This is a genomic window from Micromonospora sp. WMMA1949 (genome assembly GCF_027460145.1).
Classification (GTDB): Bacteria; Actinomycetota; Actinomycetes; order Mycobacteriales; family Micromonosporaceae; genus Micromonospora.
Map to the genome: position 1 here is coordinate 878,506 of NZ_JAPZBG010000001.1, position 21,727 is coordinate 900,232.

Here is a 21,727-nt window from a genome sequence, read left to right on the forward strand (position 1 = left end):
CGTGATGGCGGTGAGAAAGTGCAGTTGCCGAGCCTGCTGCGGCGTCTGCCTCCGCTCTAGGCGGTGTCTTCAAAGGATCTTGGTGTCGGATGATGTAGCGCGTGGGTCGTCGCTACGAGTTGTCTGACGTCGAGTGGGAAGCCCTGTCGAGGTATCTGCCGTCGGCGGTGACGGGTGGTCGGCCGCGGGTCGATGACCGGCGGGTGCTCAACGGGATCGTGTGGAAGATCCGGGCCGGGGCGGCGTGGCGTGATGTGCCGGCCCGGTACGGGTCGTGGCAGTCGATCTATACCCGTTTCCGCAGGTGGGCGCTCGATGGCACGTTCGAGCGGATGCTCGCCGGGATCCAGGCCGACGCGGACGCCGCCGGGGACATCGACTGGCTGGTGTCGGTCGACTCGACCATCGTGCGAGCCCACCAGCATGCCGCCGGCGCTAAAGGGGGCGCGGGGAATCGGACGAACCACAAGATCACGCCCTCGGTCGAAGTCGAGGTGGACTGACCACCAAGATTCACCTCGCCTGCGACGGCCTCGGGCGGACCCTGGCCTTCGTGCTCTCCGGCGGCAACGTCAACGACTGCACCCGCTTCATCCACGTCATGGCCGCCATCCGTGTCGAGCGACCAGGTCCCGGCCGGCCCCGGGTCCGCCCGGACCACGTCATTGCCGACAAGGGCTACAGCTCCAAGGCCATCCGGGCGGCCCTGCGCCGGCGCGGCATCCGGCACACCATCCCTGAGCGCGCCGACCAGCAGGCCAACCGTCGCCGGCGAGGCAGCCGCGGCGGCAGGCCACCGGCCTTCGACAAGCAGCTCTACAAGCGGCGCAACGTCGTCGAACGGTGCTTCAACCGGCTCAAGCAGTGCCGCAGCGTCGCCACCCGATACGACAAGACCGCGACCTCGTACCAGGCCACCGTCACCATCGCCGCCCTACTCCAATGGTTGTGAACCTTTGAAGACACGGCCTAGCAGAGCGAAGAGGGTGTCCTGGGTTTCGACCATGTCACCGAGTAGTTCAGTGAGCGGGCGCTGCGGGTAGGCCAGCGCCAGGCGCTGGACGTCGTCGCGGAGCTGCTCGACCGCTTCCGGGGTTGTGCTCTCGGCGGCGAGAAGGGTGAAGCGACGGGCTCGTTCGGCTGCCATTCTGATCAGACTCCTTTCGTTGCCGGGTGACGGCAGCACCAATGAGCCGTCGTCGGTAGCCGGCCGGGCTATGACAAGTTCCGGAGTCCAGGGCCGAAGGAGTTCTTCAAGCGGCATGCCGAACATCGCCTGTAGCGCTCGCCTGGTGGCGGGCGTTGCGCCGGCAGAACCCCGCTCACCTCTGGCCAGTCGGCCAAGGTGACGGGCGCTGATCGCGGCGGGCTCCTCAAGGCGGAGGAAGGCGTCGGCCATCTCCTCGTAGGTGCGCTCGCGTTGCTGGATGAGGTACTCCAGCATGGTTCGGGGCGCGCGGCGTGTGCTTGCCACCTGTCCCCCTCCTCGCTCTGGGCTCCTACGTCGACGGTCGCGCATCGCATGGCCGTCCCTCAACGGATGTCCTCCGGTTGTCCGCCGGAGGTCCGTCAGAGGTCCTGACCGGGGCCTCGATAGGTCCTGGCCGATAACGCCACTCTCAGTGTGAGCCAAAGAGGCACACCGTGACGAGCGGGTAGCGACGGGGAGGGCAGCGCCATGGCTAGTTCTCTGCTGATGCCAGCGATTGCCATGATCGTTGGGACGGCTCTGCTGAGCTTGCAGATCTACATCATGATCCGGATCAACCACGGCGCTACCCGAACCCGGCGGCGGGAGGTTCGTAAGACCAGCGGAAGCGGGGCGAGGGGCAGCATTCGCTACAGCGTCGGTGCTGCCCCGTCCCGTATCCTGAGCGGTGATGACTACGGCGACCGATCCCACCGAGCTGCCCGACGACTGGTGGACAGCGGCGGATTGCGCCGCCTACCTCGGGATCGCGCGCGGCACCTGGACGGCGTACGTGGCCCGGGAGCAGGCACCCGCCCCGGATCGGATGTTCGGCCGTTCCCCTGCCTGGCGACCCAAGACGGTCAAGGCCTGGGCGCAGTCGCGCCCGCGTCACGGCAAGTAGTTTCGATCCTTCCGCCTACAGCACCGGTGCTGTAGAGTCGCCTCCAATACAGCACCGGTGCTGTATGTAAGTGAAATAGGTGGCCCCAGCGAGTTGCACCTCGCTGAGGCCGGGCGCATCGGTTCCCCTGCGAAAGGACCACACGATGCCTGTTCAGCGTACCCGCGTCCCTGTACCTGCCGCCTCGGGTCACACCTTGGCGCGTGCGGCCTCCGTGCCCGTGCTCGGGCTTCCCGGCTCGCTCGCTGCTTCGACCCCGAATGAGGCCCCTGGACCGCGCCCCGTCGTCAATCTGTTCCCTGTCCCCGCTGCCGTTCCTGTTTCCGAGTCGTGCGCCGATCCGTTCAACCCGCGCTGTTCCTGCCCGGGCTGCTTGTCCCGCAACGCCGACGACGGCTTCGTCGTCACCAACTCGGGTCGGCGGTGATCGCGATGACTGTCACTGCGATCCGTTCGTTCCCGCGTCAGCCGGTGTCGGTTGATGTGGAGTCGCTGTCGCTGCGGGAGTTGGAGGTGGCGTTCTACGTCGCTGACTACCACCGCACGCCTGAGGAGATGGCGGCTGGTGGTGACGTGCTGCGCATGGTCGCCGCTGTCACGGCCGCCGTGAGCGATCTCGGGATCGACCTGATCCGTGATGTCGCGGACCTGTTCGAACAGGTCACCGTGCGCGGTGACATCGGTCTGCGGGACCGGCTGACCCCGGACCGCGCCCGGCTGTCCCACGCTCAGGGCACCGCCCGGTGCCTGCGCCGGTTGCTGACCGGTTCCGGCTCGGCGTTGGACACCGCTCGCACCGTCGAGCGCTGGCAGATGGCCTTGACCGGTGCCGAGTCTGAGGCGGTGGCGGCATGATGACCGTCGCCGTGATGCACCCGGCCCGGCAGCGTCGTCTGCTGCGTGGGTGGGAACCCGTTCAGCTCATCGGCCGCATGCGTATCGAGGCGGCCAGGGACGGCGTGATTCTGCCCAAGACGTACTTGCTGGTGCGTCTGCTGTTCCTGTGGGAGAACCACCGTCTCCCGCTGCCCGGCTACTACGCCGGTCTACTCACCCGCATTCTCGGTGAGCTACCCACCACCACCGACGCGCGGAGTGCCGCGTGACGGTGACCGCAACACCTGTGCTCCCGGGCGGCCTCGGTCGCCCGGGAGCACACCCCCACGTCTTCACCCGCCGGGCCGTCGATGCCGCCGACACGGGCAGGCTGCGCGCCCAGGACCCGAACTACTTTGCCTGGCTCGACCACGTGCGTCCGGCTGCCGCCTGCACCCGTCCGGTGCGGCTGACCGGCGAGTCGGCCACCGTCAACCCCGCCACCGGGGAACTACTGGCGCTCGCGTCGACTGAGGACATGCCGGACGGGCAGATCTACAAGCCGTGCGGCAACCGCCGCGCCGCCGTCTGCCCCTCCTGCGCCGAGGTCTACCGCCGTGACGCCTTCCAGCTCATCCGCGCCGGGCTGATCGGCGGCAAGGGCGTGCCCGCCGCTGTGGCCGGCCACCCGGCCGTGTTCGTCACGCTGACCGCCCCCTCGTTCGGGGCGGTGCACACCCGGCGTACCAGCAAGACCGGTCAGGCCATCCCGTGCCGCCCCCGCCGGGCCGAGACGCTGTGTCCGCACGGGGTGGATCTGCGCTGCGGCCGGTTGCACGCGGCCGATGAGAAGGCGCTCGGGACGCCGCTGTGCCTGGACTGCTACGACCACCACGCCCAGGTCGTCTTCAACCACGCGGCCGGGGAGCTGTGGCGGCGCACCACCATCGCCATCCGACGCGAGCTGGCCAAGACCGCCCGCGCGTTCGGGCTCCCCGCGGCCTCCTTCCGCCTCTCCTACGGCAAGGTCGCCGAGATGCAACGACGCGGCGTCGTGCACTACCACGTCATCATCCGCCTCGACGGCATCGAACCCGACTGCCCCGGCGCGATCGTCCCGCCCCCCGCACCGCTCGGCCTGCTCGACCTGGTCGCCGCCGTCGAGCACGCCGCCGCCTCCACCCGCTTCACCACCGACCCGCACCCGCACCAACCGTCAGGGTGGACCGTCGGCTGGGGTGACGAAGGCAAAGGCCGCTACGCCGACATCCGCCCGGTCCGCATCGCCGGGGACGGCGACATCACCGACGCCATGGTCGCCGCCTACCTCGCCAAGTACGCCACCAAAAGCACCGAAGCCACCGGCCACGCCTGCGGCCGACTCACCACCGACACCATCGACCTGTACGCCAACCCCGACGGCACCCACCCCGAACGCCTCATCGACGCCGCCTGGACCCTCGGCAGCGCACACGGCTGGACCCGGCTGCGGCGGTGGGCGCACATGCTCGGCTTCGGCGGCCACTTCCTCACCAAAAGCCGCCGCTACTCCGTCACCTTCCGCATCCTGCGCGACGCCCGCGTGGTGTGGCGCCGCACCGTCGAGCACGACCAGGACCAGGACGACGACGCCGAGACGACGGTGGTCATCAACACCCTGGCCTACACCGGCTCTGGCTGGCTCACCACCGGCGACGCGCTCCTGGCCAACACCGCCGCTGCCATGGCCCGCGAACGAGCAGAAGCCGCCCGCGAAGCCCTCCGCGAGATCCACGGCTGACACGTACGTGTCAACCAACCCACCCCTGCTTGACACGTAAGTGTCAACACCCGAGACCCCTCGTAGGAAGGACTCCCCGTTTGACCGCACCCGCCGTCGCGCCGGACAAGGCGCTGTACCGGATCACCGAGGCCATGCGACTGCTCAGCCTGTCCCGCACCGTGATCTACGAACAGATCCGCGCCGGTCGGCTACACACCGTCCGACAGGGCCGCACCCGCCTCGTTCCCGCTGCCGCGATCACCGCCTACGTCGACCTGCTCGAACTGGAAGCCATGAAAGGAGGCACCCGATGACCACCCGCCGCGCCCGAGGAGAAGGCGGCCTGCACTGGGACGAGTCCCGGCAACGCTGGATCGCCACCGTCACCGTCGGCTACACCCCGGCGGGCAAGCGCATCGTGCGCAAAGGCAGCGGCAAGACCAAGACCGAAGCCCGCACCAAACTGCGGGAGAAGATCCGCGACTACGAAGACGGGCTCGCCATCGCCGAGCACCACTACACCGTCACCGAAGCCGTCACCGACTGGCTCACCTACGGACTCAACGACCGATCCGCCGGCACGAAGACCAAGTACGAGATCCTGTGCCGCACCCACATCATCCCCGCGCTCGGCGCTCGGAAGCTCCGCGAGCTTGGCGCCCAGGACATCGACCGGTGGCTAGCCGACAAGGCCACCACCCTCAGCACTCGCACCCTCGGTGAACTTCACGGGTGCCTCAACCGCTCGGTCAAGCGAGCCATGGCCCGGGACAAGGTGAAGCGCAACGTCGTTGCGCTGTGCACCGTCCCGCGCGGCCAGGAGGGCAGGCCCTCCAAGTCACTCACTCTTGCCCAGGCTCACGCGGTGCTGAACGCAGCCGAGAGCACACGGCTACACGCCTATGTGGTGCTGTCGCTCCTCACCGGAGCGCGCACCGAGGAACTGCGTGCCCTGCGCTGGGATCACGTCGACCTGGACGGCCGACCCGATCTCGACCCGCCGTTGCCGCCTTCGGTGCAGGTGTGGCACTCCGTTCGGGCTGGCGGCGACACCAAGACGAAGAAGTCGCGACGGACGCTCGCCCTTCCCCAGCGGTGCGTCTCCGCGCTGCGGCTTCACCGAGAACAGCAGAACCGCGATCAGGTTAAGGCCGGAAAGGACTGGCAAGCACTCGGCCTGGTCTTCACGACGGCTGTCGGCACTGCCCTCGACGCGGCCAATGTCCGCCGGGCCTTCCGCCGCGTCGTCGCCCTGGCGGGCCTCGACCCGTCAGGCTGGACACCACGCGACCTACGGCACAGCTTCGTGTCGCTGCTGTCCGACAACGGCGTTCCGTTGGAGGCGATCGCTGACTTGTGCGGCCATGCCGGGACCACGGTGACCGAGAAGGTCTACCGGCACCAACTTCGGCCGGTTCTCCTCGGCGGGGCACAGGTCATGGATGCGATCTTCGGGCCTGCGGACCGATAGTCACTCAGTTAGTAACTCAGGAATGGAGAGAGGCCCGGATCATCAATGTGATCTGGGCCTCTACCTGCGTGGGCGATACTGGGATCGAACCAGTGACCTCTTCGGTGTGAACGAAGCGCTCTCCCGCTGAGCTAATCGCCCTCAGCGCGCATGACTCTACCCGATCACCTGCCCGGACCAAAAACCGGGCCTCAGTGCGTCGCGAGGTAGTGCAGCGCCTCCGCCACCACGTCGATGCCGAAGCTGTACTTGAGCGACAGCCACACCACCACCGACACGAACGCGAGCCCGACCGCCCCGAGCACGAACCGCACGCCCAGCGACTGCCTCTTCACCCATTGCGTCCAGGAGTTGACGTGCCGGCGGGTGAAGGCGAGCAGCCGTCGCGCCCAGTGGAACTCGACCGCCCAGACGCCGAGGCCGGCGATGACCAGCAGCCACCCGGGGCCGGGCAGTGGGATCAGCGCGATGCCGACCGTCACGACGATGGCGCCGAGGATGCCGATGAAGATCTTCAGGGCGACGCGGCCGGTGGGGTTGGCGCGGATGAGGTCGAGCGTGGTGTGCAGGCGCCCGCGCCAGCCCCGTCGCCGGCGGCGCTGCTCCATGAGAGCGCCTTGCGACCGCCCTTCCACCGGCACCTCGTACCCCCGACTTTCGGCTGCTCGGGCCGCACCTTTCGGCGATTCGGCCGTGGTCCGCGACGTCACCGAGGAGCCCCTCGTGACCATTTCCACCCCCAGTGTCGCGCGGGACCGTCACCCCTGCTCACGACTGGACGTTACCGGAGTAAGTCGACGACTGAACCACCCGTTGCCGGGCGGAACGACGCAGTGGGCGGAACCAGAAATCCTACGCCGGGCCGAGCGGTCCCGGAGGGGCTTTCGGAACCCCTTCCCACCACTGGGTGAAGTCAGCGTATGGCGGAGCGTAGCCAGGAGCAGCACCTGAGTATGGGAAAAGCGGGACACGCGCGTTCCGCAGCGGTGCCGGGGGGAGAACGTCCATGAGTGTCATCCGACCGACGACCGTAGAGGTCGAGACGTCGCTAAGGCTCGTCGCGCCTGACGCCACCGCCTTGCCGGTGCGTGCCAGTCTGCGTTACGACCCTGCTGACCCGTATGCGGTCCATGTCCTGTTCCATGCCGAGTCCGCCGGCGGCGAGGCGGTGAGCTGGTCGTTCGCTCGCGAACTGCTGGTCACCGGGCTCGACGAACCGGCCGGCATCGGTGATGTGCGGGTCTGGCCGTGGGCCACGCCGCGCGGCGACTTCGTCGCGCTCGCGCTGTCGTCCCCGGACGGCAACGCCCTGTTCGAGGTCCCGCGCAGCGTGCTGGTGCGCTTCCTGCGCCGGACCTACGTCGTCGTCCCGCGCGGCCGCGAGGCCGAGCACCTGGACGTCGACACCGCGGTGAACCGGCTGCTGGCCGGTCGCTGACACGGCGACACCCGGGGCCGCGCGGATCTGCCGAGTCCGCGCGGCCCCGGGCCGTCTGCAACCGGGGGTACGCGTCAGCCGCGCGTGGTGATCCCGCCGTCGACCGGGATGACCGCTCCGGTCAGGTACGCGCCTGCCCGCGACGCCAGGTAGATCGCCGTGCCCGCCATGTCCTCGGGGCGGCCGATCCGGCCCAGCGGCACCTGCTGCTCGATGGCCGCGCGCGACTCGGGGTCGTCCAGCGCGAACGCCATCATCTTGCTCTCGAACGGTCCGGGCGCGATCGCGTTGACGGTGATCTGCTCACCGGCGAGCTGGTGCGCGAGGCCACGGGTGAGCATGTGCACGGCCGCCTTGGTGGCCGAGTACGCGTACACCTCCATCCACGGCACCCGGATGCCGTCGATCGACCCGATGTTGATCACGCGGGCCGGGTCGTCGGCGTCCGCGGCGGCGCGCAGTTGCGGCAGCAGCGCGGTGGTGAGCCGGAAGACGGCCTTGACGTTCACCGCCCAGAGCTTGTCGAAGGCGCTCTCCGGGTACTCCTCCAGTGGCGCGCCCCAGGTGGCTCCGGCGTTGTTGACGAGCACGTGCAGCCGGTCGTGGCGTTCCCGCACGGCCTCGGCCAGCGCCAGCGCGCCCGCGTCGCTGCCCAGGTCGGCCGGGATCGCCTCGCAGTGGCCCTCGGCGGAGAGTTCCTTGGCGACCGATTCGCACACGTCCGCCTTGCGCGAGGAGATGATCACCTTGGCGCCGGCCCGGACGAAGCCGCGCGCGATCATCAGTCCGATCCCGCGTGAGCCGCCGGTGACCAGGACCGTCTTGCCGTCGACCGAGAACAGATCCGTCATGCCCATCCCATCGCCGTCGCCCGGCCGCGGGCCGGTCGGCCGGGGCCGCGTGGCCGGGTGCGCAACGCACGCCGGCCCGGGTCTTACCGATCGGTAACCTAACCGTCCGCCTCGGGTGCCGACAAGAGCGCCCCCGAGCGGGCGAAACCGTCGAGATGCAACGTGCGGGCGCTCCGGTTACCGTCGGGATGATGGTCACTACCGGTCAGCCCTCCCCGGCCACCCGCACCGGCCTGCCGGAGCTCCGCCCCGGCACCGACGAGATCGTCACCGGTGTGCTCGGCGACTTCCCCGCCGAGCCCGGCTGGCCCCGCCCGGTCCTGCTCGACCGTGATCTGCTGGTGCTGGTCACCCACGGCCACGGCACCGCCGAGCTGGACTTCCGGCCGGTCCCCTGCCGTCCGGGCACGCTGCTGCGCGCGCATCCCGGCCAGGCCCTGCGGTTCGTCGGCGCGCAGCTCGACGCGACTGTGGTGAGCTGGCGGCCGGAGGCGCTGCGCGGCCTCGACGTCGACCCGGACGCGGTGCCGGCCCACCGTCAGCTCGCCGGTGAGGACGAGGACGCGGTGATCAGCGAGGTGAGCCAGCTCGCCGTGGACGCCGACCGGCACGCGCTGGTGCCGGCCGCCGCGGCGCTGCTGCGCCACCAGCTCGCCGTCCTGCTGCTGCGGCTGAGCCTGCTGCCGCATCCGGGCAACGGCGCGACGCCCCGGGCCGAGACGGAGACGTTCCGGCGGTTGTGCCGCGAGGTGGAACGCGACTACCGGCACACCCGCCGGGTGGAGGACTACGCCGCCCGGCTCGGCTGTTCGGTGCGTACCCTGACCCGGGCCTGCCTGGCGGTGACCGGCCGCAGCGCCAAGCAGGTGATCGACGAGCGGGTCGCGTTGCAGGCGTGCCGGCTGCTGGCCGCCACCGACGAGTCGATCGCCGCGATCGGCCGGGAGCTGGGTTTTCCCGAGCCGACGAACTTCGGGCGCTTCTTCACCCGGGAGGTCGGGGTGAGCCCGGGGACGTTCCGGGCCGAGCGCGAGCGCCCGCTGCCCGTCCGTCTGGTGCGACCCCGGCCGCCCGCCGACTCCCCCGCCCCGACCGGCCAGGCATGATGGCACTGTGCAGATCTCCGCGCGCGGCGACTACGCGGTCCGGGCAGCCCTGAGCCTGGCCACCGCGTACCCCACCCTGCTGTCCACCCAGGCCATCGCGGCGGAGCAGGACATGCCGCGCAAGTTCCTCGAGGCGGTCCTGGCCGACCTGCGCCGGGCCGGGGTGGTCCGGGCCCAGCGCGGCGCCGAGGGCGGGTACACGCTGGCCCGGCCGCCGCGCGAGATCACCATCGGGCACGTGTTGCGCGCCGTCGACGGTCCGCTGGCCGGGGTACGCGGGCTGCGCCCCGAGGAGACCCGGTACGAGGGGGCGGCGGAGAACCTGCCCCGCCTCTGGGTGGCGGTGCGCGCCTCGGTGCGCCGGGTGGTCGACGAGGTGAGCCTGGACGAGCTGGTCAGCGGCCGGCTGCCGGCCCATGTGCGCAAGCTGACCGCCCAGCCGGACGCGTGGGAGCCCCGCTGATCACAGCGTGCTGACCACGTCGTCGTAGGACAGGCGCGGCAGTCGTTCCCGCCAGGCGTCCGGCGCCGGGCGGCCGAGGTTCATCAGCAGCAGCACCCGGTGCCGCCCGTCGGGGAAGAACTCCCGTTCCACCCCGGCCGCGTCGAACCCGGCCATCGGGCCGGCGGCCAGCCCGGCGGCCCGCACGCCGACGATCAGGTAGCCGATCTGGAGCGCGGCGTTGAACCGGGCCTGCGCCTCCCGGCCCGCCGGGTCACCGGTGAACCAGTCGCGGGCGCCGGGGCGGTGCGGGAACAGCTCGGGCAGCCGGTCGTGCCAGTCCACGTCGGCGGCGAGCACCGCGGTCAGCGGCGCGGTCGCCGTCTTGTCCCGGTTGCCGGTGCTGACGTACGGCAGCAGCCGCGCCCGAGCCTGCGCGGAGCGCAGCAGCAGCACCCGCAGCGGCTGGGCGTTCATCGCGGTCGGGCCGTACCGGACCAGGTCGTGGACGGCGCGGACGTGCTCGTCGCCGACCGGCTCGTCGGTGAACGCGTTTGCGGTGCGGGCCGCCCGGAACAGCAGGTCCTGGGTGGCCCGGTCGAGCGCGATCAACTCGTCGGCGGCGGTGGTCACCACGCCTCGGGCCAGTCGCCGAGCGCGCCGGCGCAGCGGTCGCCGTCGTGCAGCAGCGGGTCGCCGTCCTCGCCCGCGCCGAGGGCGAGCGGTTCGCCGAGCAGGATGGTGTGGTCGCCCGCGTCGAGCCGGCGTACCACCCGGCACAGCAGCACGGCGAGCGCGTCGCCGATCAGGGGCACGCCGAACGGCCCGGTGGTCCAGCCCGGGTGGGCGCTGAACCGGTCGATGCCGCTGGTGGCGAAGATCTGCGCGAGTTCCTGCTGCCCGGCGGCGAGCAGGTGCACGGCGACGTGCTCGGCCTGCTCGACGGTGGGCCAGGTCGAGGACGCGCGGCCGAGGCAGACCGAGACCAGCGGCGGGTCGAGCGACACCGAGGTGAACGCGGTGGCGGTGAATCCGGCCGGTGGCAGGTCCGCCCGCATCCGGTTGCCGCGCAGGCCGGGGGTGGTGACCACGGTGACCGTGGACGCCTGGCGGCGCAGCAGGCCGCGGAACGAGTCGACGTCGACCGGGCGCAGCTCGACGGTGGCGGCGCCGGGCCGGTCCAGGGTGGTCATGACGACACCAGCTCACGACGTGACGGTGCATGCACGTGGTCCACGAGAGCCTCCAGTCCAGGGGTAGCAGCTGCGGCGCTGTGTTCTCTCTCGGTACCCCCGGATGAGGGAAGCGATGCGGGGCGACCGGCACTCATGCTGCCGACCGCTCACCGCGCCGGTCAACGCTCTTCCAGAGAGTGAGACTTTCGTCGCTGGCATTGTTACTAACCGTCTCTACCAGCATCTACGACTCCTTAACACCTACCCGTTGAATAGAGATTCTGCCCGGTGGCAGTCCCACCGTCCAGAGCGGAGCGGGCAGGGTTTCGCGAATCGTTGATACGGGCATGTTCGATGCCGCGAAGGCATGCAGACGACTGCAGAGGCAGGGAGACGAAGGAGGCACCCCCGATGGGCGTCCAGTTCCGCAAGCGTAAGAAGTTCGGACCGCTGATCCTCCACTTCACCCAGAACGGCTTCTCGTCGTGGAGCATCAAGATCGGCCGTTGGTCCTGGAACTCGAACACCCGCGCCCACCGCGTGGACCTTCCGGGGCCGCTGTCGTGGAAGCAGGACAAGGCCTGAACTTCCCAGGCGACGAGCGGGGTGCCGGCTGACCGTCGGCACCCCGCTCGTCGTCTGCGCCAGGTTCGCGGTTCCGCCGGCCAGGGCGTCCCGGTGACCGGAGAATCGCCGCATGGCGGACGTGTTACTGCGGCGGTTGCGACGGCGGGCCCTGGCGGCCTGCGCGCTCATGCTGGTCGGCTACTTCCTGGTGCCGGTCGAGGCCGATCCGAACGGCCTGCGGCTGGCCCTGCGCTCGATCGGCACGGCGGTCCTGGTTGCCGTGATCGCGTTCCTGGTCACCGGCCAGGTCCGCCGCCAGCTCGTCAAGGACCAGCCGACCGGCCGGGACGAGGACCGGGCACTGACCCGGCTCGCGGTCGCGCTGATCGCCGGGCTGCTGGTCTTCGCGCTCGGCGACTACGTGGTGGCGAACACCCGGCCCGGCGAGTTCGTCGGCCTGCGGACCCGGGTCGACGCGCTCTACTTCGCGCTCGCGACGCTCACCACTGTCGGCTACGGCGACGTGCACGCCCAGGGGCAGATCGCCCGGGTGGCGGTGTGCGCGCAGATGGTGTTCAGCATCGGGGTGGTCGCCACCGGAGCGTCGATAGTGGTCAAGCAGATGACCCAGCGTGCGGGACGGCGCTGATCAGCACGTCCCCGCCGAGCCGGCCGTGCTCGGGGTCGCGGGTCACCGCGCCGGAGGCGAGCAGCGACGCCAGCGCCCGGTTGGCGTCGGCGGCCCGGTAGACGGTCGATGTGGCGGCGAAGCGGCGCAGCTCGGTGACCGTACGCGGGCCGGAGCGGGCCAGCTCGGCCAGCAGTTCCCGGCGCAGCGGGCCGGGGTCGGGGTCGAGGGAGATGTCGAGCAGCCGGCCCTGCGGGTCGGCCGGGTCGCGGTAGCGCACGCCCGCGTACTCGTCGACCGCCCAGAGCGCGTCCTTCACCGCCTCCAGCCCTCGGTCGGAGCCGGTGCCGTAGCCGAGCAGCCGCGCCGGGCCGTCCCCGTCGGGCACCAGCTCGACCTCGGTGACGAGCGGGAACCCGGCGCCGGTGAGCGCCGGGCGCAGCGACCGGCCGGGCTCGGTCACCAGCAGCAGCTCGGCCGGGCGTCCGGACGCGGCGGCGGCGAGCAGGGCCGGGTCCGGGTCCGGGTCGGCGCCGTCGGCCACCGTGAGCAGCGGCGCGCCGGCCGCACCGGCGGCCTTGAGCGCCACCGGCAGCCGGTCCGGGCTACCGGGGACCAGATGCACCGCGACGTCGGCGGGGAGCGCTGCCTCGGCGGCACCGAGCCGCGTCGGCAGGTCGGTGCCGTCGTCGGCCACCACCAGCACGGTCAGCTGCCGCCCGCGCAGCCGGTCGGCGAACTCGGCCACCACCCGCAGCGCCTCCTCCGCACCGGTGGCGTCACCTCCGGCGTACGCGAGCGCGAGCGTGGCCCGCCGCGCCCGGTGCAGCGCGGCGGGGAGCCAGTGGTCGAGCCGGCGGACGAGCAGTTCGCGCAGGACGGCGTCGGTGGACATGGTGCCGTTTCTACCGCACGGCGCGGCGGCCCGGCCGTGAACCCCGCTCAGACCGGGACGGAGATGCCCACGCCGCCGCGGGTCTGCCCGCCGTAGCGCTGCCGCTCGCGGTCGAGGTCGAGCCGCCCGATGCGGGTACGCGCGGCGAGCGCGGCGTCGTCGAGCAGGTCGGCCGGGACGATCCAGACGATCTCGAACTCCAGTCCGTCCGGGTCGCGGCCGTAGAGGCTCTTGGTGGTGCCGTGGTCGGACGCGCCGACCAGCGCCCCGGCGGCGGCCAGCCGCTCGGCGGTGGCGCCCAGCTCGTCGAGCGTGTCCAGTTCCCAGGCCAGGTGGTAGAGGCCGACGGTCGCCCGGCCGGCCTGGGACGCCCCGGCCGCCGCGCCGATCTCGAACAGGCCGAGGTCGTGGTCGTTTGTGGAGTCGGGCGCCTGGAGGAACGCGGCGCCGCGGAAGCCCTCGGGCGTCATCGGGACCCGGCGGAAGCCCAGCACGTCGCGGTAGAAGGCGACGCTGCGTTCCAGGTCACTGACGTAGAGGACGGCGTGGTTGAGTCGGTGGATGCCCATGCCACCGACCGTACCCCGGTTTTGTTGAGCGTTCAACTATCGGCGGTATGATGGGCGTCATGACCCGGTGGCTGGACCCCGACGAGCAGCGGACCTGGCGTGCCTTCCTGACCGCCTCCCGGGCGCTGATGGAGACGCTCGACCGCGAGCTGCAACGCGACGCGGGCATGCCGCACGCGTACTACGAGATCCTGGTCCGCCTCTCCGAGGCCCCGGACCGGCGGCTGCGGATGAGCGAGCTGGCCGAGCTGACCGGGTCCTCGCGCAGCCGGCTCTCGCACGCCGCCGCCCGGCTGGAGGCGTCCGGCTGGATCCGCCGCGAGGACTGCCCCACCGACCGGCGCGGGCAGATCGCCGTGCTCACCGACGAGGGCTTCGCGACCCTGGCCGCCGCCGCGCCCGGCCACGTCGAGGGGGTACGCCGGCACCTGTTCGACGCGCTCAGCCCGGCCCAGGTCGACCAGCTCCGCCGGATCAGCGAGACGCTCGCCGACCACCTGACGGATTCGGGACCAAACTGATCCACTCCGGGGCTTGTACATACCGTCGCCGGACGAGCACGATGGGGCGTGTCCTCCGGCTTCGCTGACCTGACCGTCCAGGCGCACCAACTGGTGTCCGAAGGCGACCTCACCGGCGCGGAGCGGCTGCTCGCCGACGCGCTCAGCGACGCCGATCCCCGCCCCGGCAACGCCTCCCCCGAGCTGGCCGAGGCGGCCGGCCTCCAGGCCCGGGTGCTGGTCGCACTGGGCGAGCCGCACTCCGCCCGCGGCTGGGCCGCGTTCGCTTACGCGGCGGCCACCCGGCTGTTCGGCCGCTCCGACGAGCGCACCGTCACCGCCGCCGCGACGCTCGCCGCGGTGCTGCACCGGGTCGGCAGCGACGCCCGGGCCGCCCGGCTCTATTCCGACGTGATCATCGAGCTGACCGCCCGCGACGGCCCGGAGTCGCAGCGGGTGCTGGCCGCGCACGCCGACCTGGCCACCGTGGAGTACGCGCGCGGCCAGTGCGAGGTGGCCCGTGACCGGTTGCAGGACGCCTGGGAGCTGCACCGGGAGGTCTACGGCGACGGCCACCCCAGCGGCATCAAGATGCTGGCGAAGCTCGGCGCGATGGAACGTGACTGCGGCCGGTACGCCGACTCGCACGAGCACCTGACGCTCGCCGAGGAACTGTGCCGCCTGCACCTGGACCCCGACGACCCGCTCGCCGCCCAGGTAGCCGGGCTGGCCCGGGCCGCCGCCGACCCGGACCACGTCTGCCCCGCGCCCGCCCCCGCCCCGGCGCCCGAGCCGCCGCCCGCCCGGACCACGCCGGTGGTGCCCGCCGCCCGGGTACCACCGCCCACCGAGGGCCCGCACGACCTGCCGCCGTACTCGCCGCCCGCGCTCGACGAACCCGTCGAGACGCCGCTCTACCACCCGCCCGGCCGGGCCGCCGAGACCGCGCACGTCCCGACACCGCGGACCGCGCCGGAGGCCGACGGGTTCGACGACTACCCGTGGCCGCCCGACGACCCGGCCGAGCAGCCGTGGCGCCCGGGCGCGGACCCGCTGCCGCCCACGGTGGTCGGGCTCACCGACGACGAGCCCGACGGCGTATGCCGGGTGCCGCCGCCCGCGCCCGAGGCGCCGTCGCGCTACCTGCCGGTGCACGTGCCCCGGCCACCGGCGGTCGAGCGGCGCACCCGGCCCTGGCTGCCGCTCGTGGTGCTCGGCGTGGCGGTGGCGCTGCTGCTCGGCACCATCGCGGTGATCGCCGGGGTGTCCCGGGTGGACGACGGCCGCGACACCCCGCCACCGGCCACCAGCGCGCCGCCGCCCGCCTCGGCCGCTCCCGCGCCGACCACGGCGGCGGCCGCCGCCCCGGGCACGCCGCCCGGGCGGTTCACGCTCACCGACCGGCGCGACAGCATCGTGCTGAGCTGGACGTACCCGGCCGGTGCGGAAGGGCCGGTGGTGGTCGCCGGGGGCCGCTCCGGGCAGCCGCAGGGCACGTTCGCGACGCTGCCCGCCGGCTCGGTCGACTACATCGCCTACGGGCTCGACCGCACCACCGACTACTGCTTCACGGTGGCGCTCGTGTGGTCCACCGACACCGTCGCCCGCACCGGGCCGGTCTGCACGAAACGCCGCTGACCGCTCAGTCCGCGTCCGGCTCGGCCAGCACCGGGAGCCGTACCGTCGCCCGCAGCCCCGGCGCGACGGCGCCGGGCGCCGCGTCGGCCAGCTCCACCGTGCCACCGGCCCGGCGCACCAGCTCACGCACGATGGCCAGGCCCAGGCCGGCGCCGCCCGCGTCGCGGGCCCGCGCGTCGTCGAGCCGGGTGAACCGCGCGAACACCCGCTCCCGGTCCGCCGCCGGGATGCCGGGCCCGTCGTCGGTCACCGTGATCAGGTGGTACGCCCCGTCCGGCCCGCTCACTGTCAGTTCCACGGTCGAGGAGGCGTGCCGCAGCGCGTTGTCCACCAGGTTCACCAGCACCCGGCGCAGCTCCCCCGCGTCCCCCTCGACCCAGCGCGGCACGTCCGGCGGCGTCAGCCGTACCGGCGGCGACGGGTAGCGTGCGGCCACGCCGCGCAGCAACTCACCCAGCTCGACCGGGCCGACCGGGGACGACCTGCCGTCCTGCTCGTCGAGGCGGGCCAGCAGCAGCAGGTCGTCCACCAGGCGGCTCAGCCGCTCGGTGTCGGCGAGCAGGTCGTCCGCGACCGCCGGCCAGTCGGTGTCGTCGCCGAGGCGGCGCGCCACCTCCAGCTCGGTGCGCATGTTCGTCAGCGGGCTGCGCAGCTCGTGCGCGGCGTCGGCGACGAACGCCCGCTGCCGGTCCCGGGACGCGGCCAGCCGGTCCAGCATGTCGTTGAGCGTGACCGCGAGCCGGTGGATCTCGTCCTGCCCGGCCGGTACGGGCAGCCGTTCCGCCCCGGCCCGCCCGGTGATCTCGGCGGCGCCGCTGCGCAACTGCTCGACCGGCCGCAACGTCGCGCCCACCACCCGCCAGGCCACCAGCCCGAGCCCCGCGACCAGCAGCGGGAAGCCCACCAGCAGCAGGTTGCGGACCACGCGCAGGCTGTGCCGCACGTCGGTGAGCGACTTGGCGACCAGCACCGTACGCGGCTCCTGCGGCGTGCCGGCCGGCACCGTGACCACCCGGACCGGGCCGGGCATCCCGGCGCGCCGGCCGTCCACCACCAGCCGCTGCCGCTGCCCGGGCCGCAGCTCGTCCGGGCCGAGCATCGGCACGAGGCGGTCCGCGTCGATCGAGGCGGCCCGGATCCGGCCCTGCGCGTCGACCACCTGCACCCGCAGCTGCCCGCCGGCCACCGGCAGCGGGTCCGGCAGCGCGTCCTCGGCGGTCAGCAGCGCTACCGCGTCGGCGGTACGCAGCGCCTCCTCGTCGACCGAGCGCTGCAGCGTCCAGCCCAGCGCGCCGACCAGCAGCGTCCCGCCGAACGCGAACCCGACCGCCAAGCCCAGCACGCCGAGCGCGAGCAGCCGGGCGCGCAGGCCCAGGCGCGGCAGCGGGCCGCGTACCCAGCTCACGTGGCCAGCCGGTAACCGGCGCCGCGTACCGTCTCCAGCCGCTCCCGGCCGATCTTGCGGCGCAGGTAGCCGACGTAGACCTCCACCGCGTTCGGCGCGGTGTCGACCGAGGCGTCCCAGACGTGGTCGAGCAGCTCGGTCTTGGAGACCACCTCGCCGGGGCGGCGCATCAGGTAGTCCAGCAGCGCGTACTCGCGGCTGGTCAGCACCACCTCGGTGTCGGCCCGGGTGACCCGGCGGCGGGCCGGATCGAGGCGCAGGTCGCCGACGGTGAGCACGGCCGGCCGCCGGGGCGCGCCACGGCGCAGCAGCGCCCGCAGCCGGGCCAGCAGCACCACGTACGAGAAGGGCTTGGTGAGGTAGTCGTCGGCGCCGCAGTCCAGCCCGTCGGCCTGGTCGTACTCGCCGTCCTTGGCCGACAGCATCAGCACCGGCAGCCAGCGCTGCTCGGCGCGCAGCCGGCGGACCACCTCGTAGCCGGAGAGGCCGGGCAGCATCACGTCGAGGATCATCGCGTCGTACTCGCCGTGCCGGGCCGCGTCCAGCCCCTCCGGGCCGGTGGCCGCCACGTCGACCACGAAACCCTCCGCCGACAGGCCCCGGCGCAGCGCCGCCGCGAGCCGCGTCTCGTCCTCCACCACCAGCAACCGCACCGGTCCAGGGTGCCACCATGGGGTCACCCGTAGGGGATCTCCTCAGCGTGGTCACAGCGACGGTCGCGCAGCATGGTGCGCAGGAGGTGCACACTATGTCCGTGATGAAGAACCGCGCCGTGCTGCGCTGGCTGGTCCCGGTGACCGCGGGGGTCGCCGTGATCGGCGGTGGCGCCGCCGTCGGCACGTTCGCCGCCGGCGCCGACCCGGCGCTGCCGCCGCGCAGCGCCGCCCAGCTCCTGGAAGACCTGCGCACGTCCCGCCTGGACGGGCTCTCCGGCACCGTGGTGCAGCGCGCCGACCTCGGCCTGCCGCCGATCGCCGCGCTCGCCGGCCAGGCCACCGGCAACGACCTGGCCGGCCTGGTCTCCGGTACGCACACGCTGCGCGTCTGGTACGGCGGCGAGGACCGGCAGCGGCTCGCGCTGGTCGACACGCTCGGCGAGCAGGACATCCTGCGCAACGGCCGCGACGTGTGGACCTGGAACAGCCGGGAGAACACCGCCACGCACCGGGTGCTGCCGGCCGACGCGCCGGACCGGGCCACCGTGCCGGCCACCCCGGCCGACGCCGCGGACCGGGCGCTGGAGGCGATCGACCCGACCACGGCGGTCACCGTCGGCCGCACCGCGACGGTGGCCGGGCGCAGCGCGTACGAGCTGGTGCTCACCCCGCGCGACAAGGCGTCCCTGGTCCACCAGGTGCGGATCGCGCTCGACGCGAAGGAGCACGTGCCACTGCGCCTGCAGGTGCTCGCCGACGGCCAGGACGAGCCGGCCTTCCAGGTGGCGTTCACCCAGGTCGACTTCCGCACGCCGGAGGCCGACCAGTTCCGGTTCAACCCGCCGCCCGGCGTGAAGGTCACCGAGGCGACCGAGGGCGAGCGGCCCGGACCGGCCGGTAAGCGGTTCGACCGCAAGGACGCCGAGAAGCCGGATGTGCGTACCGTCGGCACCGGCTGGACCACGGTGGTGGTCGCCAAGATCGGCGATGCGGCGACCGGCGACGGCGCGAAGCCCGGCGCGGACGCGCCGGACGCCCAGATGCTGGCCGGCGTGCTCGGCGACCTGCCGAAGGTCAGCGGCGACTGGGGCAGCGGCCGGCTGCTCAGCGGCAAGCTGTTCAGCGTGCTGCTGACCGACGACGGCCGGGTGATCGCCGGTCTGGTCACGCCGGAGCGGCTCTACGAGGCCGCAAAGGGCTGAGAACTGCCGTGCCCGGGGCTCGGTCGGCTGACGCCGGCCGGGCCCCGAGTCGTGTCCGGGCTTGGTCGGGTGGCGGCCGACGCGCTATCTTTCTCAGTTCAGGCACAAAAAAGGAATGGCTTCTGAATGCCATTCCTGCGGCAATTTTAGTCAATGAGGAGCCGGATTGTCAACGCACTCCGACGTGTCGGCTGACCTGCACCAGGACGACGAGATCGGCCGGGAGCAGGAATACGTCTCCATGCTGTACGACCGGCTGGACGGCATGCGGGAACAGGCCGCCCGGCGGCTCGACGAGGAGTTGCGCCACACCGGCGGCACACAGCAGGCCCGGTCGCAGCGCGACTCGACCGTGGCGATGTACGCCGACCAGGTCGAGCAGTTCTCCGCGGTGGAGAGCGGCCTGTGCTTCGGCCGCCTCGACGGAGACGACGGCGCGGTCCGCTACATCGGCCGGATCGGGATCTTCGACTCCTCCGGCGACTACGACCCGCTGCTGATGGACTGGCGCGCCCCGGCCGCCCGCCCGTTCTACCTGGCCACCGCCGCCAACCCGCAGGGCGTACGCCGCCGGCGCCACCTGCGCACCCGCGACCGGAAGGTGACCGGGCTCAACGACGAGGTGCTGGACATCGCCGCCGCCTCCCCCACCGCGCACGAGGAGCTGACCGGCGAGGCGTCGCTGCTCGCCGCGCTCAACGCCGGGCGGACCGGCCGGATGCGCGACATCGTCGAGACCATCCAGGCCGAGCAGGACCGGATCATCCGCGCCGACCTGCCCGGCGTGATGGTGGTGCAGGGCGGCCCCGGTACCGGCAAGACGGCGGTGGCGCTGCACCGGGCCGCGTACCTGCTCTACACCCACCGCCAGCAGCTCTCCACCCGAGGTGTGCTGCTGGTCGGCCCGAACGCCACGTTCCTGCGCTACATCTCCCAGGTGCTGCCCACGCTGGCCGAGACCGGCGTGCTGCTGCGTACCCAGGCCGACCTGTTCCCCGGCGTACACGCCCGCCGCGCGGAGCCGGCCACCACCGCGGCGCTGAAGGGCCGCGCGGTGCTCGCCGACGTGCTCGCTGCGGCGGTTCGGGACCGGCAGTGGGTGCCCGACGAGCCGGTCACCATCGAGCTGCCGCAGCGGGAGGTGCTGACGCTCGACCCGGAGACCGTGCGGCAGGCCCGCGACCGGGTACGCCGCACCGGCCGCCCGCACAACCTGGCCCGCGCCCTGTTCGACGTGGAGATCGTGCACGCGCTCGCCGACCAGGTGGCCGAGCGGATCGGCGCCGACCCGCTGGGCGGGGAGAACCTGCTCTCCGAGGCCGACCGCGCGGAGATCCGCCGCGAGCTACGTGAGGAGCCGGAGATCCGGGCCGCGCTGGACGAGCTGTGGCCGGTGCTCACCCCGCAACGCCTGCTCGCCGACCTGTACGCCTCGCCGGAGCGGATCGCCACCGCCGCGCCGATGCTCACCGACGCCGAGCGGGCCGCGCTGCACCGCGAGCCCGGCGGCTGGACGCCCGCCGACGTGCCGCTGCTGGACGAGGCCGCCGAGCTGCTCGGCGAGGACGAGCGCGCCGCCGTGGCGCGCCGGGAGCGGATCCGGGCGCTGGAACGCGAGTACGCCGAGGGCGTGCTGGAGATCTGGCGCGGCTCCCGCTCCATCGACGTGGAGGACGAGGCAGACGGCGGTGAGATCCTCGGCGTCACCGACCTGATCGACGCCGACCGGCTCTCCGAGCGGCAGGAGGAATCCGACCGGCTCACCACCGCCCAGCGCGCCGCCGCCGACCGGACCTGGGCGTTCGGGCACGTGATCGTGGACGAGGCACAGGAGCTGTCGCCGATGGCGTGGCGGCTGCTGATGCGCCGCTGCCCGAGCCGGTCGATGACGATCGTCGGCGACGTGGCGCAGACCGGGGCGCTCGCGGGCACGCCGTCGTGGGGCGAGGCCCTGGCGCCGTACGTGGCGGACCGGTGGCGGCTGGAGGAGCTGACGGTCAGCTACCGCACCCCGGCCGAGATCATGGCGGTCGCCGCCGACGTGCTCGCCGAGATCGACCCGGCGCTGCGGCCACCCCGCTCGGTACGCGCCACCGGCGTACCGCCGTGGGACCGGACCGTACCGGCGGACCGCCTGGTGGCCGAGCTTGTCGACGCGACCGCCCGGGAGGCCGCGTCGCTCGGCGACGGGCGGCTCGGCGTGCTGGTACCGACCGGCCGGGTGGCCGAGCTGGGTGGTGCGGTGGTGGCGGCGCTGCCGGAGGCGACGGTGGGCGAGCAGCCGGAGCTGGCGAACCGGGTGGTGGTGCTGACCACCGAGCAGGCGAAGGGCCTGGAGTTCGACTCGGTGCTGGTGGTCGACCCGGCCCGCATCGTCTCCGAGTCCCCGAGGGGCCACAGCGACCTCTACGTGGCCCTGACGAGAGCCACCCAGCGCCTGGGCATCCTCCGCACTCCTTAGCCCCCCCACCCACCGATCGACGCAGAAAGGGGGCGGCATCGGTGCCGCCCCC

At 72.6% G+C, this 21,727-nt stretch carries 25 protein-coding genes and 1 tRNA gene; 16 read left to right on the plus strand and 10 right to left on the minus strand.

The genetic code is table 11. The features are described from left to right. The first annotated feature begins 101 nt into the window (after positions 1 to 101). Positions 102 to 952 (plus strand): IS5 family transposase gene (locus O7607_RS03820; protein WP_269701028.1). Its coding sequence is split into 2 segments (ribosomal slippage): positions 102 to 437 and positions 440 to 952, totalling 849 coding nucleotides; the frame shifts between segments, so codons are not numbered across the junction. On the opposite strand, the gene O7607_RS03825 is transcribed toward O7607_RS03820, so the two are convergent. Then, the gene (locus tag O7607_RS03825; protein WP_269701029.1) at positions 935 to 1,474 is read right to left on the minus strand and encodes a hypothetical protein; all 540 of its coding nucleotides are present in this window, start codon (positions 1,472 to 1,474) and stop codon (positions 935 to 937) included. The genes O7607_RS03820 and O7607_RS03825 overlap by 18 nt on opposite strands. 406 nt (positions 1,475 to 1,880) lie before the next feature. On the opposite strand from O7607_RS03825, the gene O7607_RS03830 reads away from it, so the two are divergent. The 6 genes from O7607_RS03830 to O7607_RS03855 all read left to right on the plus strand — a co-directional run bounded on the left by O7607_RS03830 (position 1,881) and on the right by O7607_RS03855 (position 6,142). Continuing rightward, positions 1,881 to 2,093 (plus strand): helix-turn-helix transcriptional regulator, encoded by a 213-nt coding sequence (locus O7607_RS03830; RefSeq protein WP_269701030.1) that lies wholly within the window; start codon positions 1,881 to 1,883, stop codon positions 2,091 to 2,093. 432 nt (positions 2,094 to 2,525) lie between these two features. After that, entirely contained in the window at positions 2,526 to 2,948 is a 423-nt protein-coding gene (locus tag O7607_RS03835) for a hypothetical protein (RefSeq protein ID WP_269701032.1), read from the plus strand. Then, positions 2,945 to 3,199, plus strand: a complete 255-nt coding sequence (locus O7607_RS03840) for a hypothetical protein (protein ID WP_269701033.1) — start codon at positions 2,945 to 2,947, stop codon at positions 3,197 to 3,199. The genes O7607_RS03835 and O7607_RS03840 overlap by 4 nt, the downstream gene beginning before the upstream one ends. Beyond that, positions 3,196 to 4,689 (plus strand): replication initiator, encoded by a 1,494-nt coding sequence (locus tag O7607_RS03845; RefSeq protein ID WP_442929454.1) that lies wholly within the window; start codon positions 3,196 to 3,198, stop codon positions 4,687 to 4,689. The genes O7607_RS03840 and O7607_RS03845 overlap by 4 nt, the downstream gene beginning before the upstream one ends. A gap of 80 nt (positions 4,690 to 4,769) precedes the next feature. Beyond that, entirely contained in the window at positions 4,770 to 4,985 is a 216-nt protein-coding gene (locus O7607_RS03850; protein ID WP_269701034.1) for a helix-turn-helix domain-containing protein, read from the plus strand. Next, positions 4,982 to 6,142, plus strand: coding sequence for a site-specific integrase (locus O7607_RS03855; RefSeq protein WP_269701036.1), 1,161 nt, complete (start codon positions 4,982 to 4,984; stop codon positions 6,140 to 6,142). The genes O7607_RS03850 and O7607_RS03855 overlap by 4 nt, the downstream gene beginning before the upstream one ends. 69 nt (positions 6,143 to 6,211) lie before the next feature. On the opposite strand, the gene O7607_RS03860 is transcribed toward O7607_RS03855, so the two are convergent. Together O7607_RS03860 and O7607_RS03865 are read right to left on the minus strand one after the other, a co-directional pair. Further along, positions 6,212 to 6,283: transfer RNA gene (locus O7607_RS03860), tRNA-Val, on the minus strand. 50 nt (positions 6,284 to 6,333) lie between these two features. Beyond that, complete coding sequence (locus O7607_RS03865; protein ID WP_269701038.1) at positions 6,334 to 6,873, minus strand: TIGR02611 family protein; 540 nt, start codon at positions 6,871 to 6,873, stop codon at positions 6,334 to 6,336. Between the two features lie 275 nt (positions 6,874 to 7,148). On the opposite strand from O7607_RS03865, the gene O7607_RS03870 reads away from it, so the two are divergent. Next, complete coding sequence (locus O7607_RS03870) at positions 7,149 to 7,580, plus strand: SsgA family sporulation/cell division regulator (protein WP_007457244.1); 432 nt, start codon at positions 7,149 to 7,151, stop codon at positions 7,578 to 7,580. 74 nt (positions 7,581 to 7,654) lie between these two features. Here O7607_RS03870 and O7607_RS03875 read toward each other — a convergent pair whose 3' ends face one another. Beyond that, positions 7,655 to 8,431 (minus strand): glucose 1-dehydrogenase, encoded by a 777-nt coding sequence (locus O7607_RS03875; protein ID WP_128136100.1) that lies wholly within the window; start codon positions 8,429 to 8,431, stop codon positions 7,655 to 7,657. A 188-nt stretch (positions 8,432 to 8,619) separates the two neighbouring features. On the opposite strand from O7607_RS03875, the gene O7607_RS03880 reads away from it, so the two are divergent. Together O7607_RS03880 and O7607_RS03885 are read left to right on the plus strand one after the other, a co-directional pair. Further along, positions 8,620 to 9,537, plus strand: coding sequence for a helix-turn-helix transcriptional regulator (locus O7607_RS03880; RefSeq protein ID WP_269701041.1), 918 nt, complete (start codon positions 8,620 to 8,622; stop codon positions 9,535 to 9,537). A 7-nt stretch (positions 9,538 to 9,544) separates the two neighbouring features. Continuing rightward, positions 9,545 to 10,000: an RrF2 family transcriptional regulator gene (locus tag O7607_RS03885; protein WP_013284925.1), complete on the plus strand. Its 456-nt coding sequence runs from the start codon at positions 9,545 to 9,547 to the stop codon at positions 9,998 to 10,000. On the opposite strand, the gene O7607_RS03890 is transcribed toward O7607_RS03885, so the two are convergent. Together O7607_RS03890 and O7607_RS03895 are read right to left on the minus strand one after the other, a co-directional pair. Further along, positions 10,001 to 10,612: a malonic semialdehyde reductase gene (locus O7607_RS03890; RefSeq protein ID WP_269701043.1), complete on the minus strand. Its 612-nt coding sequence runs from the start codon at positions 10,610 to 10,612 to the stop codon at positions 10,001 to 10,003. Beyond that, positions 10,609 to 11,172: a flavin reductase family protein gene (locus O7607_RS03895; protein WP_269701045.1), complete on the minus strand. Its 564-nt coding sequence runs from the start codon at positions 11,170 to 11,172 to the stop codon at positions 10,609 to 10,611. Before O7607_RS03895 ends, O7607_RS03890 begins: the two co-directional genes overlap by 4 nt. 393 nt (positions 11,173 to 11,565) lie before the next feature. Here O7607_RS03895 and O7607_RS03900 point away from each other — a divergent pair, with 393 nt between their 5' ends. Both O7607_RS03900 and O7607_RS03905 read left to right on the plus strand, forming a co-directional pair. Further along, positions 11,566 to 11,739 (plus strand): DUF4236 domain-containing protein, encoded by a 174-nt coding sequence (locus O7607_RS03900; protein WP_269701047.1) that lies wholly within the window; start codon positions 11,566 to 11,568, stop codon positions 11,737 to 11,739. A gap of 112 nt (positions 11,740 to 11,851) precedes the next feature. Next, positions 11,852 to 12,370: a potassium channel family protein gene (locus O7607_RS03905; protein ID WP_269701048.1), complete on the plus strand. Its 519-nt coding sequence runs from the start codon at positions 11,852 to 11,854 to the stop codon at positions 12,368 to 12,370. On the opposite strand, the gene O7607_RS03910 is transcribed toward O7607_RS03905, so the two are convergent. Further along, positions 12,336 to 13,244, minus strand: a complete 909-nt coding sequence (locus tag O7607_RS03910; protein WP_269701049.1) for a hypothetical protein — start codon at positions 13,242 to 13,244, stop codon at positions 12,336 to 12,338. The genes O7607_RS03905 and O7607_RS03910 overlap by 35 nt on opposite strands. Before the next feature lie 47 nt (positions 13,245 to 13,291). Further along, positions 13,292 to 13,813, minus strand: a complete 522-nt coding sequence (locus O7607_RS03915) for a VOC family protein (RefSeq protein ID WP_269701050.1) — start codon at positions 13,811 to 13,813, stop codon at positions 13,292 to 13,294. Positions 13,814 to 13,863: 50 nt separating this feature from the next. Between O7607_RS03915 and O7607_RS03920 the strand changes: the two genes are divergently transcribed. Continuing rightward, positions 13,864 to 14,334, plus strand: coding sequence for a MarR family winged helix-turn-helix transcriptional regulator (locus tag O7607_RS03920; protein ID WP_269701051.1), 471 nt, complete (start codon positions 13,864 to 13,866; stop codon positions 14,332 to 14,334). Positions 14,335 to 14,382: 48 nt separating this feature from the next. Continuing rightward, positions 14,383 to 15,951, plus strand: coding sequence for a tetratricopeptide repeat protein (locus O7607_RS03925; protein WP_269701052.1), 1,569 nt, complete (start codon positions 14,383 to 14,385; stop codon positions 15,949 to 15,951). A gap of 4 nt (positions 15,952 to 15,955) precedes the next feature. On the opposite strand, the gene O7607_RS03930 is transcribed toward O7607_RS03925, so the two are convergent. Both O7607_RS03930 and O7607_RS03935 read right to left on the minus strand, forming a co-directional pair. Beyond that, the gene (locus tag O7607_RS03930; RefSeq protein WP_269701053.1) at positions 15,956 to 17,356 is read right to left on the minus strand and encodes a sensor histidine kinase; all 1,401 of its coding nucleotides are present in this window, start codon (positions 17,354 to 17,356) and stop codon (positions 15,956 to 15,958) included. Then, complete coding sequence (locus O7607_RS03935; RefSeq protein WP_269701054.1) at positions 17,353 to 18,009, minus strand: response regulator transcription factor; 657 nt, start codon at positions 18,007 to 18,009, stop codon at positions 17,353 to 17,355. Before O7607_RS03935 ends, O7607_RS03930 begins: the two co-directional genes overlap by 4 nt. A 95-nt stretch (positions 18,010 to 18,104) precedes the next feature. Between O7607_RS03935 and O7607_RS03940 the strand changes: the two genes are divergently transcribed. Together O7607_RS03940 and O7607_RS03945 are read left to right on the plus strand one after the other, a co-directional pair. Next, on the plus strand, positions 18,105 to 19,214 hold the full coding sequence (locus O7607_RS03940; RefSeq protein WP_269701056.1) for a LolA family protein: 1,110 nt from the start codon (positions 18,105 to 18,107) through the stop codon (positions 19,212 to 19,214). Positions 19,215 to 19,455: 241 nt separating this feature from the next. Beyond that, on the plus strand, positions 19,456 to 21,675 hold the full coding sequence (locus O7607_RS03945) for a HelD family protein (protein ID WP_269706885.1): 2,220 nt from the start codon (positions 19,456 to 19,458) through the stop codon (positions 21,673 to 21,675). Positions 21,676 to 21,727 lie beyond the last annotated feature (52 nt).

What these genes read in the sequence shown, in the direction of transcription:
- O7607_RS03830 (WP_269701030.1), top strand. Translation starts at nt 1,881, where the DNA reads ATGACTACGGCGACCGATCCCACCGAGCTGCCCGACGACTGGTGGACA.
- O7607_RS03835 (WP_269701032.1), top strand. Translation starts at nt 2,526, where the DNA reads ATGACTGTCACTGCGATCCGTTCGTTCCCGCGTCAGCCGGTGTCGGTT.
- O7607_RS03840 (WP_269701033.1), top strand. Translation starts at nt 2,945, where the DNA reads ATGATGACCGTCGCCGTGATGCACCCGGCCCGGCAGCGTCGTCTGCTG.
- O7607_RS03855 (WP_269701036.1), top strand. Translation starts at nt 4,982, where the DNA reads ATGACCACCCGCCGCGCCCGAGGAGAAGGCGGCCTGCACTGGGACGAG.
- O7607_RS03865 (WP_269701038.1), bottom strand. Translation starts at nt 6,873, where the DNA reads ATGGTCACGAGGGGCTCCTCGGTGACGTCGCGGACCACGGCCGAATCG.
- O7607_RS03870 (WP_007457244.1), top strand. Translation starts at nt 7,149, where the DNA reads ATGAGTGTCATCCGACCGACGACCGTAGAGGTCGAGACGTCGCTAAGG.
- O7607_RS03875 (WP_128136100.1), bottom strand. Translation starts at nt 8,431, where the DNA reads ATGACGGATCTGTTCTCGGTCGACGGCAAGACGGTCCTGGTCACCGGC.
- O7607_RS03880 (WP_269701041.1), top strand. Translation starts at nt 8,620, where the DNA reads ATGATGGTCACTACCGGTCAGCCCTCCCCGGCCACCCGCACCGGCCTG.
- O7607_RS03895 (WP_269701045.1), bottom strand. Translation starts at nt 11,172, where the DNA reads ATGACCACCCTGGACCGGCCCGGCGCCGCCACCGTCGAGCTGCGCCCG.
- O7607_RS03900 (WP_269701047.1), top strand. Translation starts at nt 11,566, where the DNA reads ATGGGCGTCCAGTTCCGCAAGCGTAAGAAGTTCGGACCGCTGATCCTC.
- O7607_RS03905 (WP_269701048.1), top strand. Translation starts at nt 11,852, where the DNA reads ATGGCGGACGTGTTACTGCGGCGGTTGCGACGGCGGGCCCTGGCGGCC.
- O7607_RS03910 (WP_269701049.1), bottom strand. Translation starts at nt 13,244, where the DNA reads ATGTCCACCGACGCCGTCCTGCGCGAACTGCTCGTCCGCCGGCTCGAC.
- O7607_RS03915 (WP_269701050.1), bottom strand. Translation starts at nt 13,813, where the DNA reads ATGGGCATCCACCGACTCAACCACGCCGTCCTCTACGTCAGTGACCTG.
- O7607_RS03920 (WP_269701051.1), top strand. Translation starts at nt 13,864, where the DNA reads ATGGGCGTCATGACCCGGTGGCTGGACCCCGACGAGCAGCGGACCTGG.
- O7607_RS03940 (WP_269701056.1), top strand. Translation starts at nt 18,105, where the DNA reads ATGTCCGTGATGAAGAACCGCGCCGTGCTGCGCTGGCTGGTCCCGGTG.
- O7607_RS03945 (WP_269706885.1), top strand. Translation starts at nt 19,456, where the DNA reads ATGCTGTACGACCGGCTGGACGGCATGCGGGAACAGGCCGCCCGGCGG.